Source organism: Nonomuraea insulae, from assembly GCF_042656245.1.
Window position 1 is genome coordinate 1 of sequence record NZ_JBHSPA010000063.1, and the last position, 16,095, is coordinate 16,095.

Annotated in this window: 14 protein-coding genes; 3 read left to right on the forward strand and 11 right to left on the reverse strand. The window is 71.0% G+C overall.

The annotated features are described in order from the left end of the window. Nucleotides 1-270 precede the first annotated feature (270 nt). Nucleotides 271-1,266 carry an AI-2E family transporter gene (locus tag ACFPZ3_RS46395; protein ID WP_379520886.1) on the forward strand — a complete coding sequence of 332 codons (996 nt, stop codon included), beginning with the start codon at nucleotides 271-273 and terminating at the stop codon, nucleotides 1,264-1,266. On the opposite strand, the gene ACFPZ3_RS46400 is transcribed toward ACFPZ3_RS46395, so the two are convergent. Genes ACFPZ3_RS46400 through ACFPZ3_RS46435 form a run of 8 tightly spaced genes read right to left on the reverse strand, consistent with a single transcriptional unit; the run spans nucleotide 1,243 to nucleotide 8,470 of the window. Beyond that, entirely contained in the window at nucleotides 1,243-1,959 is a 717-nt protein-coding gene (locus ACFPZ3_RS46400; protein ID WP_379520802.1) for a DUF6597 domain-containing transcriptional factor, read from the reverse strand. The genes ACFPZ3_RS46395 and ACFPZ3_RS46400 overlap by 24 nt on opposite strands. A 58-nt stretch (nucleotides 1,960-2,017) precedes the next feature. After that, on the reverse strand, nucleotides 2,018-2,878 hold the full coding sequence (locus tag ACFPZ3_RS46405; RefSeq protein ID WP_379520803.1) for a hypothetical protein: 861 nt from the start codon (nucleotides 2,876-2,878) through the stop codon (nucleotides 2,018-2,020). 53 nt (nucleotides 2,879-2,931) lie between these two features. After that, a complete protein-coding gene (locus ACFPZ3_RS46410; RefSeq protein ID WP_379520804.1) occupies nucleotides 2,932-4,128 on the reverse strand; it encodes an ABC transporter permease in 1,197 nt (398 codons plus the stop codon). Beyond that, nucleotides 4,125-4,775 carry an ABC transporter ATP-binding protein gene (locus ACFPZ3_RS46415; RefSeq protein WP_379520805.1) on the reverse strand — a complete coding sequence of 217 codons (651 nt, stop codon included), beginning with the start codon at nucleotides 4,773-4,775 and terminating at the stop codon, nucleotides 4,125-4,127. The genes ACFPZ3_RS46410 and ACFPZ3_RS46415 overlap by 4 nt, the downstream gene beginning before the upstream one ends. Beyond that, nucleotides 4,772-5,860 carry a peptidoglycan-binding protein gene (locus tag ACFPZ3_RS46420; RefSeq protein ID WP_379520806.1) on the reverse strand — a complete coding sequence of 363 codons (1,089 nt, stop codon included), beginning with the start codon at nucleotides 5,858-5,860 and terminating at the stop codon, nucleotides 4,772-4,774. Before ACFPZ3_RS46420 ends, ACFPZ3_RS46415 begins: the two co-directional genes overlap by 4 nt. Continuing rightward, a complete protein-coding gene (locus tag ACFPZ3_RS46425; protein ID WP_379520807.1) occupies nucleotides 5,857-6,363 on the reverse strand; it encodes a hypothetical protein in 507 nt (168 codons plus the stop codon). Before ACFPZ3_RS46425 ends, ACFPZ3_RS46420 begins: the two co-directional genes overlap by 4 nt. Before the next feature lie 23 nt (nucleotides 6,364-6,386). Continuing rightward, nucleotides 6,387-7,796 (reverse strand): sensor histidine kinase, encoded by a 1,410-nt coding sequence (locus ACFPZ3_RS46430; protein ID WP_379520808.1) that lies wholly within the window; start codon nucleotides 7,794-7,796, stop codon nucleotides 6,387-6,389. After that, entirely contained in the window at nucleotides 7,793-8,470 is a 678-nt protein-coding gene (locus ACFPZ3_RS46435) for a response regulator transcription factor (protein WP_379520809.1), read from the reverse strand. The genes ACFPZ3_RS46430 and ACFPZ3_RS46435 overlap by 4 nt, the downstream gene beginning before the upstream one ends. A 359-nt stretch (nucleotides 8,471-8,829) precedes the next feature. On the opposite strand from ACFPZ3_RS46435, the gene erm reads away from it, so the two are divergent. Then, on the forward strand, nucleotides 8,830-9,576 hold the full coding sequence (gene erm, locus ACFPZ3_RS46440; RefSeq protein WP_379520810.1) for an ErmE/ErmH/ErmO/ErmR family 23S rRNA (adenine(2058)-N(6))-methyltransferase: 747 nt from the start codon (nucleotides 8,830-8,832) through the stop codon (nucleotides 9,574-9,576). On the opposite strand, the gene ACFPZ3_RS46445 is transcribed toward erm, so the two are convergent. Continuing rightward, nucleotides 9,565-10,959, reverse strand: a complete 1,395-nt coding sequence (locus ACFPZ3_RS46445; protein ID WP_379520811.1) for a hypothetical protein — start codon at nucleotides 10,957-10,959, stop codon at nucleotides 9,565-9,567. The genes erm and ACFPZ3_RS46445 overlap by 12 nt on opposite strands. Nucleotides 10,960-11,085: 126 nt before the next feature. Between ACFPZ3_RS46445 and ACFPZ3_RS46450 the strand changes: the two genes are divergently transcribed. Continuing rightward, the gene (locus tag ACFPZ3_RS46450) at nucleotides 11,086-12,660 is read left to right on the forward strand and encodes a molybdopterin-dependent oxidoreductase (protein ID WP_379520812.1); all 1,575 of its coding nucleotides are present in this window, start codon (nucleotides 11,086-11,088) and stop codon (nucleotides 12,658-12,660) included. Here the strand turns inward: ACFPZ3_RS46450 and ACFPZ3_RS46455 are convergent. Together ACFPZ3_RS46455 and ACFPZ3_RS46460 are read right to left on the reverse strand one after the other, a co-directional pair. Continuing rightward, nucleotides 12,657-14,459 carry a chitinase gene (locus ACFPZ3_RS46455; RefSeq protein WP_379520813.1) on the reverse strand — a complete coding sequence of 601 codons (1,803 nt, stop codon included), beginning with the start codon at nucleotides 14,457-14,459 and terminating at the stop codon, nucleotides 12,657-12,659. The two genes, ACFPZ3_RS46450 and ACFPZ3_RS46455, sit on opposite strands and share 4 nt — an antisense overlap. Continuing rightward, entirely contained in the window at nucleotides 14,456-16,093 is a 1,638-nt protein-coding gene (locus tag ACFPZ3_RS46460; protein ID WP_379520814.1) for a carbohydrate binding domain-containing protein, read from the reverse strand. The genes ACFPZ3_RS46455 and ACFPZ3_RS46460 overlap by 4 nt, the downstream gene beginning before the upstream one ends. Nucleotides 16,094-16,095: the final 2 nt, after the last annotated feature.

Below are 16,095 nucleotides of genomic sequence, written 5' to 3' on the forward strand. Positions count from 1 at the left end.
TCGACCTGCTGGAATTAATCCCTGTCCCCTTTCGGAGACAACCCCTCTAACTTACCAGCCATTCCGAGTGGACGCGCACGCCGCACCGGAGAGATGGTGTCTGGAGATCGCCCCCGAGTGAGGCCGACGATCAACGCCGTCCTCGCGGGACTGGTGAACTCTATGTACGCCTCCGGGAACCGTCAAATCGATGGTTCGCCGTCCCCCCAGGGGTAAGAACGGGACGTGCTAGATCAATCCGTACCCAGGGCGCTCATCCTCCTGGTAGGCATGGCCGCCGCTGTGGTCGTGCTCTTCGGAATCCGCGAGGTCGCCTCCATCGCCGGCCCCGTCGTGCTGGCACTCGTGCTCGTCATCGCCGTCTCCCCGGTACGCGGGTGGCTCAACGCCAAGAGGGCACCCGTCTGGCTCCAGGTCGCGGTGCCCTTCCTCATCGTGGTCCTCGTACTGCTGGGCATGGTCGGCATCCTGACCATCTCGGCCACGCAGCTGGCCTCGTTGCTGCCCACCTACACCGACCAGTTCGAGCAGCTGCTCGCCGACGCCCAGCGCTGGGCCGGCACGCACGGCCTGAGCAACGACATGCTGAACAAGGGGCTGCAGGCGTTCGACCCCGGGAGGATCCTCGGGCTGGTGCAGAGTCTGCTCGGCAGCTTGATCGGGGTTCTTTCGGCGCTTTTCCTGATCGTGGTGGTGGTGCTGGCGATGTCGCTCGACGCGCCCGTCACCACGCGCATCCTGACCACAGGTGAGGGCAACCGGCCCCAGTTGGTGACGGCGCTGGCCACGTTCGGGCAGAAGACCAGGCGTTATCTGATTGTCTCCACCGTTTTCGGATTGATCAACGCAATTCTCGACATGGTCGCCCTGTCACTGCTGGATGTTCCGCTGCCGCTGCTCTGGGGTGTGCTGGCGCTCATCACCAATTACATTCCCAACATCGGTTTCGTCATCGGGCTGCTGCCGCCCGCCATGCTCGCCCTGCTGGACGGCGGCGTGCAGACGATGTTGCTCGTCATCGCCGCTTATATCGTCATCAACGTCGTCACGCAGTCGTTCATTCTGCCCAAATTCCTGGGCGACGCCGTCGGGCTCTCGACGACGATGACGTTCATCTCGTTGATCGTCTGGACTTTCGTGCTGGGGCCGCTGGGCGCGATTCTGGCCATTCCGCTGAGCCTGCTGACGCGGGCGCTGCTGATCGACAGCGATCCGAGTGCGACGTGGGCGCAGGCGCTGGTGTCAGGCCGATTCCCTAAGCGGTGAGACGAGGCGGTGCATCTGCACGCCGCTCAGCCGTTTGACATCGTTGGCGAGGTGGGCCTGGTCGGTGTAGCCGGCCGTGACCGCCACCTCCGCCAGCGGGACGCCCGCGCGGGCCAGGCACAGGGCGTGCTGGAAGCGGACGATGCGCTGGAGGGTCTTGGGCGTGTAGCCGAACGAGGTCAGGCTGCGGCGCTGCAGCTGGCGTTCGCTGAAGCCGAGCCGCCAGGCCACCTGCGCCACCGTGTGGCCTTTGCCCAGGGCGGAGGCCATGGCGGGGGCGGCAGGGTCGTGGCCGGCGACCGCCAGGCGCCGGGCGACCGCGCGCTGCATGGCGTGGAGCCGTGCCTCGACCGAGGTCGCCGGTCTGTCCATGAGCTCCGGCAGGAGGTGTTGCCGGCCGGGGAGGTCGGACAGGGGGACGCGCTGGTCGCGGAGCTCCTGGAGGGGGAGCCCGAAGAAGTCGCCCACGGCTCCGGGTCTGAAGCGCACCCCCACCAGCGTGTCGCCCGCCCTGACGGACGTGGGCATGGGCCCCGTGTCGGGACCGGCCACGAACAGGCCGCCCGGCCCCCAGATGAGGTCGACGCAGGCGTCGGGCACCACGAGCTGGGTGAAGCTCGTCTCGCCGACCCGGTGCCACCCGCAGGCGACACGGTCGGAGAGGCCGGGCTCGGGGGGCCGTTCCGCGTACATGTCTCCAACGTACGCGACCCCACCGACAGGCCACCGGCAGGCCACCGGCAGGGCTACATCACAGCCTCCCGTACGCGCGCAGCGTACCGAGGTGGTGCACCGTGACGTAGCCGCCCCATTCGTGCTCCACCAGCGGCGTCCACATCGTCCAGTTCCCTCCCCAGCCTCCGTCCGCGGACTGTGCGGCGAGCATCGCGTCGAGGTGGGTGTCCAGGACGTCCTGCGAGAACAGGGGCAGGTTCGACGGCGCGGGCGCGAAGTCCAGGGGGAAGTGGACGTGGCCGGGGGCGTTCAGGTCGAAGGTCACGGTGGACAGGAGGGTGTCGCGCAGCCGGGTGAACTCCGCTTCCGCGCGTTCCCGGTCGGAGACCAGGTTCAGGAATGTCAACGCCGCGCGAGCCTCGTACGCGCCCGGCTCCTTCAGGGAGGCGATCTCCGACCAGCAGAAGTCCGTGGCGGTGGCCAGCCACGGGTGCGTGATGCCGTGCTTGTGCAGGAGCCCGGCGATGGAGGCGGTGGGGATGAGGTTGCCGGGCGGGGCGTCGTCCGTCTGCCACCACGGGGCGCGCAGCGTGTCCCTGACGGAGGGCAGGACGAACGGGACGCCGCCGTCGGGCGTGGTGATGGAGGCGAGGTAGTCGCAGGCGGCGGGGACCATGGGCGAGTCGAAGGCGTCGAGTTCGTCCAGGATCCAGCAGGCCACCTCGACCGGCTCCGGCTGGCTGCCCGGGCCGCGCAGATCGGGTTCGAGGGCGTTGCCGAAGCCGCCGTCGGCGTTCTGGTAGCAGCGCAGCGCGTCGTGCACGCGCTCGCGGGAGCCTCCACGGAACAGCGCCTCGAAGCGCAGCCGGTCGATCAGCCGACCGTGGCGGTGCAGGTACTGCTCCGCCCGGTCCACAACGTTGGTCTGTCCATCCATACGGGCGAACGTATCCCCCGGCCGGGGCCGTTGCCTTGTAATAATCGGACACGTCAGGGTGTGGCCAGGGCCTCCGTGGGAGACATCCTGGCGGCGCGGACGGCCGGGTAGAAGCCGGCGATGCCGCCGATGACGAGGGTGGCCAGGACGCCGCCCACCATGGCCCAGACGGGTATGATCGCGGGCCAGCCCCGCAGGCCCGCGTACGCGGCGGTCACGCCGATGCCGAGCAGCACGCCCCCGACCCCGCCGATGGCCGACAGCAGCAACGACTCGGCCAGGAACTGCAGGCGGATCTGGCCGCGGGTGGCGCCCAGGGAGCGGCGCAGGCCGATCTCCGCACGGCGTTCCAGGACCGAGATGACCATGGTGTTGGCCACGCCCACGCCGCCGACCAGCAGCGCGACGCCGCCGAGGCCGAGGAGCAGGGCGTTCAGGGTGGCGTCGGTGGCCTGTTTGGCGGCCAGCACGTCGGAGGGTCTGGAGACCTCGACCTCGTTGGGCCTGCCGGGGTTGGCGGTGGCGGCCAGCACGTCACGTACCTGGACGACGTACGCCTCCCGCGCCCTGGCGTAGATCGTGCTCGCGTACCCGTCGAAGCCGAGCCGTTCCTCCGCGACCGGCCAGCCGACAAGGGCGGCCGGGTCGAGTTCGGGGGCCAGTGGCGCGGGGGCGAGCACGCCGACGACGGTGAACCACTGCCCGCCGAGCCAGACCCGCTGGTCGGGACCGGCCTGGACGACGCCGAGCCGGTCGGCGGCCGTGGCGCCGAGCACGGTGGCGGGGTAGCGGTGGGTGGCCTCGTTCAGCCAGGTTCCGGCCGCGACGGTGGCGCCGGTGTCCTTGAGCAGGTCGAGGCGGGCGGCGGTGACGGAGATGCTGCCCGACTCGGCCTCGGGGATGTGGTCGTTGCGGTAGACCTTGGCCTGGGTGGCGCCGGTCGCGGTGACGGCGGTGACGGGGGCGATCTGGCCGATCATGCCCTCCGACTCGGCGGGCAGGTGGGACGCCTCGCCGAACAGGGTCTTGCCGGGCGAGACGGTGAGCAGGTTCGTGCCGAGCGCTTCGAGCTGCCGGTTGAGGTCCTCCTGGCTGGAGGCGGAGATGCCGACGACGCCGAGCATGGCGGCGATGCCGATGGCGATCCCGAGCGCCGACAGGAACACGCGCAGCGGCCTGGCCCGCAGGCCCGACCCGCCGACCGTGATCACGTCGCGGGGGCGCAGGCGGGTGGGTACGAGAGTGGTCATATCCGTGCTCCGTCCAGCATCTCGACCTGGCGGGGCAGGGAGGCGGCGATGTCGCGGTCGTGGGTGATGACGACCACGGTGGTGCCGGCCGCGTTGAGCTCGCGCAGCAGCTCCATCACGCCCGCCCCGGACCGGGAGTCGAGGTTGCCGGTCGGTTCGTCGGCCAGCAGCAGGCGCGGGCCGCCGACGACGGCGCGGGCGATGGCGACGCGCTGGCGTTCGCCGCCGGACAACTCGTGCGGGCGATGGCCGATCCGGTGTCCGAGCCCCACCCTTTCGAGGGCCTCGTACGCGCGCAGCCGCCGTTCTCGCGGCGACGGCCCCGCGTACAGCAGCCCGTCGGCCACGTTGTCCAGCGCGGGCACGCCGGGGGCCAGGTGGAACTGCTGGAAGACGAAGCCGATGACGTTCGCGCGCAGGGCGGACAGTTGCCTGTCGGTGAGGGAGAGCACGTCGTGCCCGGCGATGCGGACGGTGCCGCCCGACGGGCGGTCGAGGGTGCCGATCATGTTGAGCATGGTCGACTTGCCCGAACCCGACGGGCCGACGATGCCGACGAGCTCGCCGTGGTCGATGCCCAGGGAGACGCCCCGGAGGGCGGCGACGTCGCCGTACTCCTTGCTCACCTCGCGCAGTTCGACGATCACTTGGGCACCGCCACGGTCACGCCTTCCGCGACGCCTTCCACTTCGACCCGGCCGTCGGCGAACAGCCCGGTCTCGACCGCCGCGTACCGGGTGGCCGAGCCCTCCACCACCTGAACGCCGTAGCCGCCCTCGGTCAGGGCGACCAGCGCTCCGACGGGTACGGCCAGGACGTTCTCGCGCTGTTCTGAGACGATCGTGACGTCCACGGGGGCGGCGTCGTACGCCTTCTTCAGGCCGGTCACCGACACCTTGACCTCGACCGTGGTGACGCTCTCGTTGCCGCTGGTCGTCTCGGTGGCGACCTTGCCGACGCCCGCGACCTTGCCGTTGACCGTGCCGCCGTCCGGGAGCTCGACGGTGGCCTTCATGCCCTTCCTGACCAGGTGCTCGTCGGCCACGTCGAGGTTGACGAGCACCTGGCGGGTGGTGCCGGTGGCGGTGAGGACCTGGCCTGTGGCGGTGTCGCCGAGCGCCTTCTTGAGGTCGGCGACGCGGATGCGGCCGTCGGCCACGACGACGTCGCCGGGCTGGACCCGGCCGGTGACGTCGAGGCCGAGGTCGTCCTGCCAGTCCTCGACCGCCTCCCCGGTGGCCCAGGTGAACGTGTCGTCCACGTCGAATCCGGTGTAGCCGAGCCGGTGGAGGTTGCGTTCGAGCAGTTCGACGTCCTTGCCCTCGACGCCGTCCTGGAGGGTCCGGTAGAGGGGCATGGTGCCGTACAGGAGGGGGCGGCGGTCGGCGTCCACGCTGTAGACGGCGTGGCCCCTGGTGATGGTGGAGCCTTCGGCGGGGAGCCAGGTGATCGTGCCCTGGGACTTGGCGGTGACGGCGACGGGGGCGCCGTAGCCGAGGGTGCCGTCGACCGTCTTGGTCTCGGTGAGCGTCGTGCGGGTGACCTTGGCGGTGGCGGGGGGTGTGCGGCCGGCGAGGGCCGTACCGGTGGTGGTGCCGCCGAAGCCCACGGCGGCGGCCGCGACGGCGGCGGCGAGCAGTGCCGCGGCGCCCGTCCAGGCCAGGACCGCGCGCGGGCGGCGGCGCGGCGGCAGGGCTCGGGGGGCGAGCCTGGTCTCCTCGACCTTCGTCACTTGCCCGTTCCCCTCTTGGGGAACTTCCCGCGGCAGGCGTCGAACGCCTTCTTGAACCCGGCGTCGTTCCTGTCGATGGCGCTCGTGCCGAAGGTGCCGTCGGGGTTGGGGTCGGGCATGTCCACGCCGTTGTCGCGCATGCACTGGGCGAACGCCCGCAACTGGTCGATGTCCTGCGGCTTGGACGCCTTGCGGTCCATGAACGGCGCGGTGCCGCGGCAGGCCTCCATGGCCTCCTGGATCTTGCCCTTGTCGGCCTTGTCCGCCGTCACGTTCAGGCCGCCGCCGCCGTTCGGGTCGGGATCGTCCACCTGTACGCCGTGCTCACGCATGCACCGGGCCCATTTCCTGCCCTGCTCCTGCGGGTCGGCCGTAGCGGTGGGGGTGGCGGCGGAGGGCCGGGCCGAGCCGGTGGCGATGGAGGCGACACCGGTACCGCTCTGCTGGTTGCCGCACCCGGCCGCCGCGAGGACGACCAGGAGCGCTGTGGCGATGAGTCTCATGCCCCGACTGTCGCGAGCGCGTTTCAACGTGAGCTGGGAGCGACCTCGGAGTCAGGTAGAAGTACGCGGAATGTCGCGCCCTCGCCCGGTGCGGTGTCCAGTTCGACGCGGCCCCCGTGGGCGCGGACGATGGCGGAGACGATGGCCAGGCCCAGCCCGGCGCCGCCGTCGGCCCTCGATCGGCCCCGGCCGACCCGGTAGAGGCGGTCGAACAGGCGCGGCACGTGCTCGGGCGGCACGCCGGGCCCGGTGTCGGTCACCTCCAGGACGGCCGAGCCTCCCGACCTGCCCACCCTGACGGTGATGGCGGCGTCGGGCGGCGTGTGGCAGAGCGCGTTGCCGACGAGGTTGGCGGCCACCTGGCGCAGGCGGGCCTCGTCGCCCACGACCGAGACGGGCGCGAGCCGGTCGCCGAGGGGCGCGAGCCTGACGGGCCGGTCGGGCACGCGTACGCGGGCGTCGCGGATGGTGTCGGCGGCCACTTCGAGCAGGTCGACGGGGCGCTGGTCGAGGGGGCGCTCCTCGTCGAGCTGGGCCAGCGTGAGCAGGTCGTTGACGAGCACGCCCATCCTGGCGGCCTCGTCCTCGATCCTGCGCATGGCCTCGCCGGCGTCGCCGCCTCTGCGGTGCAGCTCGGCGAAGCCGCGTACGGAGGTGAGCGGGGTGCGCAGCTCGTGGGAGGCGTCGGCGAGGAAGCGCCGCATGCGGGTCTCGGAGTCGGTCCTGGCGGTGATCTCGGCCTGGAGGCGGTCGAGCATGACGTTCATGGCGGCGGCCAGGCGGCCGGGCTCGGTGTGCGGGTCCTGGGCGGGCACCCGGCGGGCGAAGTCGCCGCGGGCGATGTGCCCGGCGGTGGCCTCCATCCTGGTCAGGGGGCGCAGCCCGAGCCGCACGACGGCGGCGGCGGCCAGCCCCAGCAGGAGCAGCACGACCAGGCTGACCGCGGCGGCGATGACGACGGCCGAGGTCAGGGTCGCCTCCAGCTCGGTGAGGGACTGCGCGACGACCAGGGTGCCGCCGTTGGGCATCTCGGCGCCGCGCACGCGCCAGGAGGCCCCGCTGGTGCCGGGCACGGTGTAGGGCTCGTCGGTCCTGACGTCGTCGATGACGGGGGTCGGCTGGTTCTTGGCCTCGGGGGTGCGGGCCTGGAGTGTGCCGTCGGGGCGGTAGATCAGGATCTGCTGGACGGTCGCGATCCGCTTGGTGAGCAGCGTGGCCAGGTCGGTGGCCGTGTCAGGCCGCTGCCCGATCGCGGTGATGGTCTTGACGCCGGCGACCCTGGTGAGGCCGGCGAGCTGCTCGTCCACGCGCCCCATCAGGTTGTCGCGCAGCACGGTGACGCCCACGACGTTGGACAGCAGGAGCGCCAGCGTGGTGAGCCCGAGTATCGCCAGTACCAGGCGGGTGCGCAGGGTCCAGGTGGCCGGTCTCATCGCGGGGTCCTCAGGGTGTAGCCGACGCCGCGCACGGTGTGGATGAGCTGCGGCTCGTACTTGTCGATCTTCTTGCGCAGGTAGTAGACGTAGGACTCGACGATGCTGGAGTCGCCGTCGAAGTCGTAGCGCCAGACGCTGTCGAGGATCTGCGCCTTGCTCACCACCCGGCCGGCGTTGGTGAGCAGGTATTCGAGGAGGTTGAACTCGGTGGGCGACAGGTCCACCGGCACGCCGGCCCTGCGCACCTCGTGGGCCTGCGGGTCCAGCTCCAGGTCGGCGTAGCGCAGGACGTCGTCCGCCGTCCCGGTACGGCTGCGCCGCAGGATGGCCCGGATGCGCAGCACCACCTCCTCCAGGCTGAACGGCTTGGCCACGTAGTCGTCGGCCCCCAGCGTGAGCCCCTGCACGCGGTCCTCCACGCGGTCGCGGGCGGTCAGGAACAACACGGGGACGCTCTCACCGAGCCGCCTGGCCACCTCGAACCCGTCGAAGTCCGCCAGCATCACGTCGAGCACCACGATGTCGGGCCTGAACTCCCTGGCGGCGCTGACCGCCTCGGCGCCCGTCTCAGCGGTCCTGACCTCGAAGGAGACCAGTCGCAGCGTCTGGGAGAGCAGGGCGCGGATGTTCGGCTCGTCGTCCACGACGAGAACCCTGGCCGGTCGGTCCATGTCCCAAGGTTTACCTGAGCCAGTTCAAAGCCGCCTCAAAGCCTCATTTCAGGTAGAACGCCGGCCCGCGCACGCTGAGTTAAATGCTTTGCCCGCCTGAACAGGGGCGACCTACAGTGACACGCATGTCATGCATGTTCACCTGCCAGGTTTTCATCCGTATCCGCCATGGCCGGGCTCTGGCCCGCCTGCGGACGCGATGACCTGAGGCAGAGCGTCCGCCAGGCGCGCCCAGGGCCCTTCGAGACCCGTCAATCTCGAGGACCCGGAAGGGCAGCGCTGTGGCGCAGAATTTCGCTCACGGAAACTATTCACACACCCAGAGGAAGGCCAGGAACGGCGGCGGCGGTCGCACGCCCGTGGATCGGGCGCGGCGCACTCTCTCGCAGAATTTCCTGGTCGACGCCCATGCCGTCGGACTGGTCGTCAAGGCGGCCGCTCCCGAGGGGCTCGTGCTGGAGCCCGGCTCCGGCGAGGGCGTGCTCACCCTGGCGCTGGCCGGGGCGGGCGCGCAGGTGGTCGGTTACGAGATCGACCCCAGGCTGGCCGGGCGGCTGGCCTCCCGCACGCGCGACGATCCCCGGATCGACGTGGTCAGGGGCGACTTCACGGCCGCGCGGGCGCCGCGTGAGCCGTTCGCGGTCGTGGGGAACATCCCCTACTCGATCACGTCGAAGATCGTGGACTGGTGCCTGCGGGCGCCGGCCCTGACCTCGGCGACGCTGCTCACGCAGCGGGAGTACGCCCGCAAGCGCTCCGGCGACTACGGCCGGTGGAGCCTGGTCACGGTGGAGTCGTGGCCCTGGTTCTCCTGGCGGCTGGGCGACACGGTCGGCAGCGAGAGCTTCCGTCCCGTGCCGTCCGTGGACTCGGCGATCCTGCGTGTGGAGCGCAGGCCGGAGCCGCTCGTGTCCGGGCGCCGCTCGTACCAGGAGCTGGTCGAGCTGGGCTTCGGCGGGGTGGGCGGCTCGGTACGCGCCTCGTTGAAGGCCCGCTACGACGGCGTGGACGCCGCGCTGCAGGCGGCGGGCGTCGCCCGCGACACCGTCGTGGGCCACGTCCACCCCGACCAGTGGGTCACGTTGTGGGGGCGCCTATGCCGGTGACGTGATCTTGGCCGAAGGGCCCTTGGGCCCCAGGCGGTGGGTCAGGCCGGGGGTCGCCGCGATGCGGCGGCCCCACGGCATGGCCAGCGCGAGGACGGGCAGCAGCACGATCGAGGCCCGCGACCAGTACGTGTGCTGCAACCACCATCCGTCGGAGTCGAACTGCGTCATGTAGATGTAGCCGTAGGCCGACCAGAACGAGACCCCCAGAATGGCCGGCCAGGCGAATCGGGTGGGCCTGGCGACCAGGAACGGCATGAACCACAGCAGATACTGGGCGCCGAGCCGGGGTGTCATGACCATGAAGACGAGCAGGATGGCCGTGGTCATGTCGATCGGGTCGGCGCGCCGCCAGATGAGGATGACGAGCACGACGCTGAGGTAGATGAGGTTGGTGCCGAACGAGGCCAGCCCCGGCCTCAGGTCCCAGCTCCCCTCGGTGAACCACGGGGTCCAGCCCCACTCGCCGACGATGGGCCGGATGTCGCGGATGGTGTCGATGACCTTGGGGATCTGGCTGAGCGAGGTGCCCGCGAAGATCGGCAGCGTCACCAGGAAGAAGAGCGGCACCACGCCCGTGGTGAACAGGGCGGCCACGCGGGAACGCAGGTTGGGCAGGAGCAGCAGGAAGCCGGGGATCAGCCAGATCGGCCAGCTCTTCGCGCACAGCGCCAGACCCATGAGCACGCCGGCCAGCGCGCCGCGCCTGAGGTGGGCGCGGTCGTCCTCGCCGGCCAGCAGGGCCCGGTGCAACATGCCGCCGCGGCCGATCACGCGCGGGATCGAGGCGCGTACGCCGTAGGACGCGACGCCGCCGCGTACTCTGCCGACGACGTCGGTGAGCAGGCCGGGCCTGTCGGGGTCGCCGGGGCCGCGGGCCACCACGAAGGCGGCCACGCCGAACACGAGCGCGACGGGCTCCACCTGGCCATGGACGGAGGCGATGAGCACGGCGAGCGGGTTGAGCGCGTACTGCAGGGCGCGCAGCGACGCCTTGGGGCCGCCGGCCAGCTTCGCGACCAGCGGGATCAGCACGATGTCGGCGACCACGGTCACGAGACGCCCGGCGTATTCCCACGGGATGCCGAGCCACAGCAGGATGCCGTAGACGTAGGGGATGGTCGGCAGGAAGTGCCAGCCGCCGTTGCTGGCCAGCACGGGGTCCTCGCCCCGCACCACCGCCTCGCCCGCGGGCTTGAAGCTCTGCATGAAGTCGACGGGCTGCCACGTGTCGATCGCCGAGGTGTACATGATGAGCACGCGCACCGCGATGCCCACCACAATGGCGACGATCAGAGGGGGCCGCCAGTCACGCCATTGCGCGACGAGAGCGAGCACGACACCGGCGACGAGGACGATCCCCGTGAGAACTGCGTAATCCATGGCGGCCCCTAGCCTGCCGTAACAAGAGCACTGCTGCCACCTGGCGCCGCCCGGCTTCCAATTCTTATCCCCGACATGCCGACACGTATCCCGATACGACATCACCGTCTGTGTTGAACTTTTTCCATGGGGGGATCGCAGGTCAACCAGGCACTGGTCAGGCTCTACTTCGAAGTCCGGGAAGGGGTGCGGGATCCGGTCGCCGCCTGGGCGAAACTCACAGCCAATTCTCAGCATTATCACCGCGCCAGAGGCGAGCGCAGAGTGCCGCTGGACGACGGGACGGCGGCGGAACTGGCGGCGGCCGCGATCGTGCACACCGCCACCCAGCACGGGGCGGAGCGGGTGGCGGCGCTGGCCACCTCCCCGCTGGCGCGGGTCGTCGGCGGGCTCGGGGGCGCAGTGCTGACCGAGCATCCGGCCGCGCCCGAGCAGGTGCTGGGTCCGCGGTTCGCGGGGCCGGGGGCCGACGACTGGGCGCGGGCGGCGTACGTGCTGCTGTGGGGGGAGAACAACCGGCTCGTACGGACGGCGGACACGCCCTGGGTGATCGCCGGGCGGTACAAGGGGCAGAAGGTGGTCGCGATCGGCACGCACCCGACGCGGCTGTCGGACGAGACGCTCGTGGTGCGGCCCGGCACGGACGGGGCGCTGGCCATGGCCATGGGGCACGTGCTGCTCAAGGAGTTCTTCCTGGACAGGACGCCGTTCGACGGGCACGCCATGGAGCGCACGGACCTGCCGTGCCTGGTGCGGCTGCGCGAGCGCGAGGACGCCTACGTGCCCGGCGGGCTGGTGGGCGGGGCGTGCGGGCGGCTCAGCGTGTACGGCGAGGAGGCGGTGGAGGTGCTGCTGCCGCGCTTCGACGACGGCCCAGGGGTGCTGCGCCGGGGCGTGCCCGTGTTGCGGGACGGCGGTGAGCTGCTGACGACCGTGTTCGACCTGCTGCTGGCCGTCTACGGGGTGGAGCGGCCCGGGCTGCCCGGGGTGTGGCCCGCCGGGTACGAGGACCGTGCGGAGCCGTACACGCCTGCCTGGCAGGAGGCGTACACGGGGGTGGCCGCGTCGCGGGCGCTGAAGACGGCGCGGGAGCTGGGGGTGACGGCCGAGAAGACCGGCGGCCGGTGCGTGATCGTGCCGGGGCGGCTGGAGACGCCGCACGCCGACACCGCCTACCGGGCGATGCTGGCGTTGCTGGTGCTGACCGGGTGCGGCGGCGGATGGGCGCAGGCGGGCGGGGCGGGGATCCCGCTGGTGCCGTACCTGTGCCTGCACGCCTGCGGCGAGGACCTCGCCGACGTGGGCGCGCTGAGCTGGGCGCTGGCGGAGGGGCTGTTCGCGCGCAGGACGTCGCGCTCGGTGCTGCTGGAGGCGGTGGCGGGAGGCTGGCCGATGGCGCCGCCGCCGCGCGTGCTGGCGCTGCCCCGGCCGATCTACCCGCTGCCGCCCGGCGTGGACCTGCTCATCGGGCCGGACGAGCACTGCGACCTGTCGCCGCCCGATCCCGACCTGGTGGCCGGGGCCGTCTCCCGGTTGTCCGGTGAGACGGCCCTGGCCGAGCCTTACGCCTCCGGCGTGTTCGAGCGGATGCGGCTGCTGGTGGACCACGCCTGGATGCACGAGTACGGCGAGGCGCTGCCCACCTACCGGCCGCCGGGCCTGGGCATCCCGCTCAAGCCCACCCAGCTCGTCCGCTTCTAGCCGAGTGCGTTCAGGTAGGCCCGGTGGCTCCGGGAGAACTCCTGCCCGTTGTACCTGTCCCAGTTGATCGACCAGGTCATCAGGCCGCGCAGGTTCGGGTAGACGCCGCGCGGCTTGTACGTCCCGCAGTTGCTCCCCTTGGCCAGGCAGTCGAACGCCTTCTGCACCTCCGCGACGCCGGTGAACCCGTTGCCCGCGTTCACCGAGGCGGGCAGCCCGATGGCCACCTGGTCCTGGCGCAGCGGCGGGAACCTGTTGGCCGCGTTGCCCATGATCGGGAAGCCGGCCAGCAACATGTCGGTCATGGCCACGTGGAAGTCGTGCCCGCCCATCGTGTGGTACTGGCCGTCGAGGCCCATGATCGGGCCCGAGTTGTAGTCCTGCACGTGGAGCAGGGTCAGGTCGTCGCGCATGGCGTGGATGACGGGCAGGTAGGAGGCGCTCCTGCTGTCGGCGGCGCCGTTCGGTCCCGGGCCGTAGAACTGGTAGCCGAGCTGGACGAAGAACGTCTCGGGGGCCATGGTGAGCGTGAACCTCGCGCCGTAGCGGGCCTTGAGCGTCCTGAGCGCGGAGATCAGGTTGACGATGACCGGGGTGGTCGGAGCGGCGAGGTTGGTGTCTCCGGGGTTGAGGTAGAGGGAGTGGCCCTCGAAGTCGATGTCGAGGCCGTCGAGGCCGTACCTGTCGATGATCGCCGCGACCGACTCGACGAACTTGTCGCGGGCCGCCGTGGTCGTGAGCTGGACCTGGCCGTTCTGACCGCCGATCGAGATCAGCACCTTCTTGCCGCGGGCCTGCTTGGCCCTGATGGCGGCGATGAAGTCGGCCTCTGGTTCGACGTTGGGGCACTCCGCGGCCGGGCACTGGCGGAATCTGATGTCGCCCGAGGTGACGGAGGTGGGTTCGCCGAAGGCGAGGTTGATGACGTCCCACTCGTCAGGCACCTCGCCCATCCGGATATATCCGGACCCGTTGGCGAACGAGGCGTGCAGGTAGCCGACCAGGACCCGCTTGGGCAGCCCGCCTCCCCCACCACCGCCGGTGGTCGTGGTGCCGCTGACCGTGGCGGAGTAGGCCGAGCAGTTGCCCGCCGCGTCGCAGGCGCGCACCCGGAAGGCGTAGGCGGTCTGCGCGGCGAGGCCGGTGGCCGTGTAGGCGGTCGAGGTGGTGGCCGCGGGGGCGCCGTTGTCCCTGGACACCTCGTACCAGGTGACGCCGGTGTTGTCGGTGGCGGCCGACCAGCTCAGGGAGAGCGACGACGACGTGGCGCCGCCCACGGTCAGGTTGCCGGGGACGGTGGGGGGCTGGGTGTCGGGGGTGCCGCCGGGGCCGTCGAGCACGAGGTCGTCGGCCAGGTAGGCGCCCTGGCCGTACCAGCCGTTGACGTAGACGGTCACCGACGTGGTGGAGGTGCCGGTCGTGAAGGACGTCTTGAGCTGGCTCCAGGCCGCGCCCGGGGAGCCCCAGGTCTGCGGGTCGGTTCCGCCGGTGCCGGTCGCGCCGAGGAAGACGTAGCCGCCCTGCACCCAGGCGGAGAGCTGGTACGTCGTGCCCGGCTTGACCGTGACGGCCTGCTGGCACCTGGCGGTGTCGCTGCCGGCCGGGGTGGCGCGCAGGGCCTTCGTGCCGCCGTGGACCGGCGTCGTGACGGCCTGCGCGCCGGAGGCGCCCGAGCAGGTCCAGCCGGTCAGGCCGTCCTCGAAGCCCGGATTTATCGCGATATTTGCCGCGAAAGCGGGGGTTGTGGTCAGGGCGAGGGTGAGCAGCACCCCGGCCACGACGCTGAGCAGGCTCCTCATCCGGTGAACCCCTTGAAGATGTTCGTGAACTCGTAACTCGACTGCGCGATACCGCTGCACGTGGGCGAGACCCGCCCGTCCGGGCAGCCGCCGTTGTCGCGGGCCGCGGACCAGAAGCCGACGAAACCGATGTGGTTGGCGTTCGCCCAGGTGAGCAGCTTGCGGGCGTCGGCCTGGGTGGTCGTCATGCCGGTGTCGTTCTTGCCGATCATCGGCGTGACGCCGAGCGAGCGCTTTAGCTGGGCGTCGGTCCTGCCCGGCCAGACGCCCTTCATCTGGTTCAGCGTGGCCTGCGCGGCGGCGATCATGGCATCGCCCCAGTTGCCGGTGTAGCCGAAGTTCATCAGCATCGGGTTGACGACCACGTTCAGGCCCTTGGCGGCGGCGTCCTGCAGGATCTGCAACGAGAACGGGTCCACGCCGTAGTCCTGGCCCTGGATCCGCAGCGTGTAGCTGACGACGGTGCCGCGCTCGCTCTGGAGCTGCTTGAGCGCGGTGTTGACCTTGTTCACGTCGATGGCCGCCTCGACGTCCACGTCGAGATGGTTCGTCCCGACCGTGTCCAGCACCTTCTTGTACGCGCCGATCAGCGCCGCGACGCTGCCACAGGCGTGCTCCAGGTAGGGCCCCAGCGCCCCGCCGCTGGCCACGATCACCTGACCGCCCTGGGCCTGCAACGCCTTGATGTCATTGACGATGCGGGAGTCGTTGATCGGGATCGTGCCGCCCCACGAGGGGTTGCAGCCGGAGCTGTCGCCGAGCGCGAAGGCCAGCGTGTAGTTCTTGACCCCGGTCGCGTTCGCCGCGCCGGCCAGGGACGGCGTGGGCATGGTGATGTCGATGTAGGGCGCGTGGCGGATGTCGCCGGCCGGCGGCGTCGTGTCGTTGTTCGTCCGGCCGCTGACGGAGGCGGAGTAGGCCGAGCAGTTGCCCGCCAGGTCGCAGGCGCGTACGCGGAAGCCGTAGGCGGTGTCCGGGGTCAGGCCCGTCGCGGTGTGGGTGGTGGAGGTGACGGGCGTGGGGGCGCCGTTGTCCCTGGAGACGTCGTAGCGGGCGATGCCGCCGGAGTTGTCCGTGGCGGCGTTCCAGGTCGCGGTGAGGCTCGTGGCGGTCGCGCCGGCGACGGAGAGGTTGCCGGGGACGCTGGGCGGCAGGACGTCAGGCGCTCCGCCGGGACCGTCGAGCACGATGTCGTCGGCCAGGTAGGCGCCCTGGCCGTACCAGCCGTTGACGTAGATCGTCACCGAGGTGGTGGACGCGCCGGTGGTGAAGGAGGTCTTGAGCTGGCCCCACTGGCCGCCGGGGGCGCCCCACGTGCTGGTGCTGACGCCGGTGCCCGTCGCGCCCAGGAAGACGTAGGCGCCCTGCACCCATGCGGAGAGCTGGTAGGTCGTGCCCGGCTTGACCGTGACGGCCTGCTGGCACCTGGCGTAGTCGTTGCCCTGCGGGGTCGCCTGGAGCGCCCGTGTGCCCCCGTGGACCGGGGATGAGACGGCTTGCCCTCCCGAGCACGTCCAGCCGGTCAGGCCATCCTCAAAGCCAGGATTTATCGCGATATTCGCTGCGAAAGCCGGGGTGGCGTGAAAGGCGATCAGTGCGGCGGAGAGTAAGACCGCCGGTCCTCGGAGTCTCATGG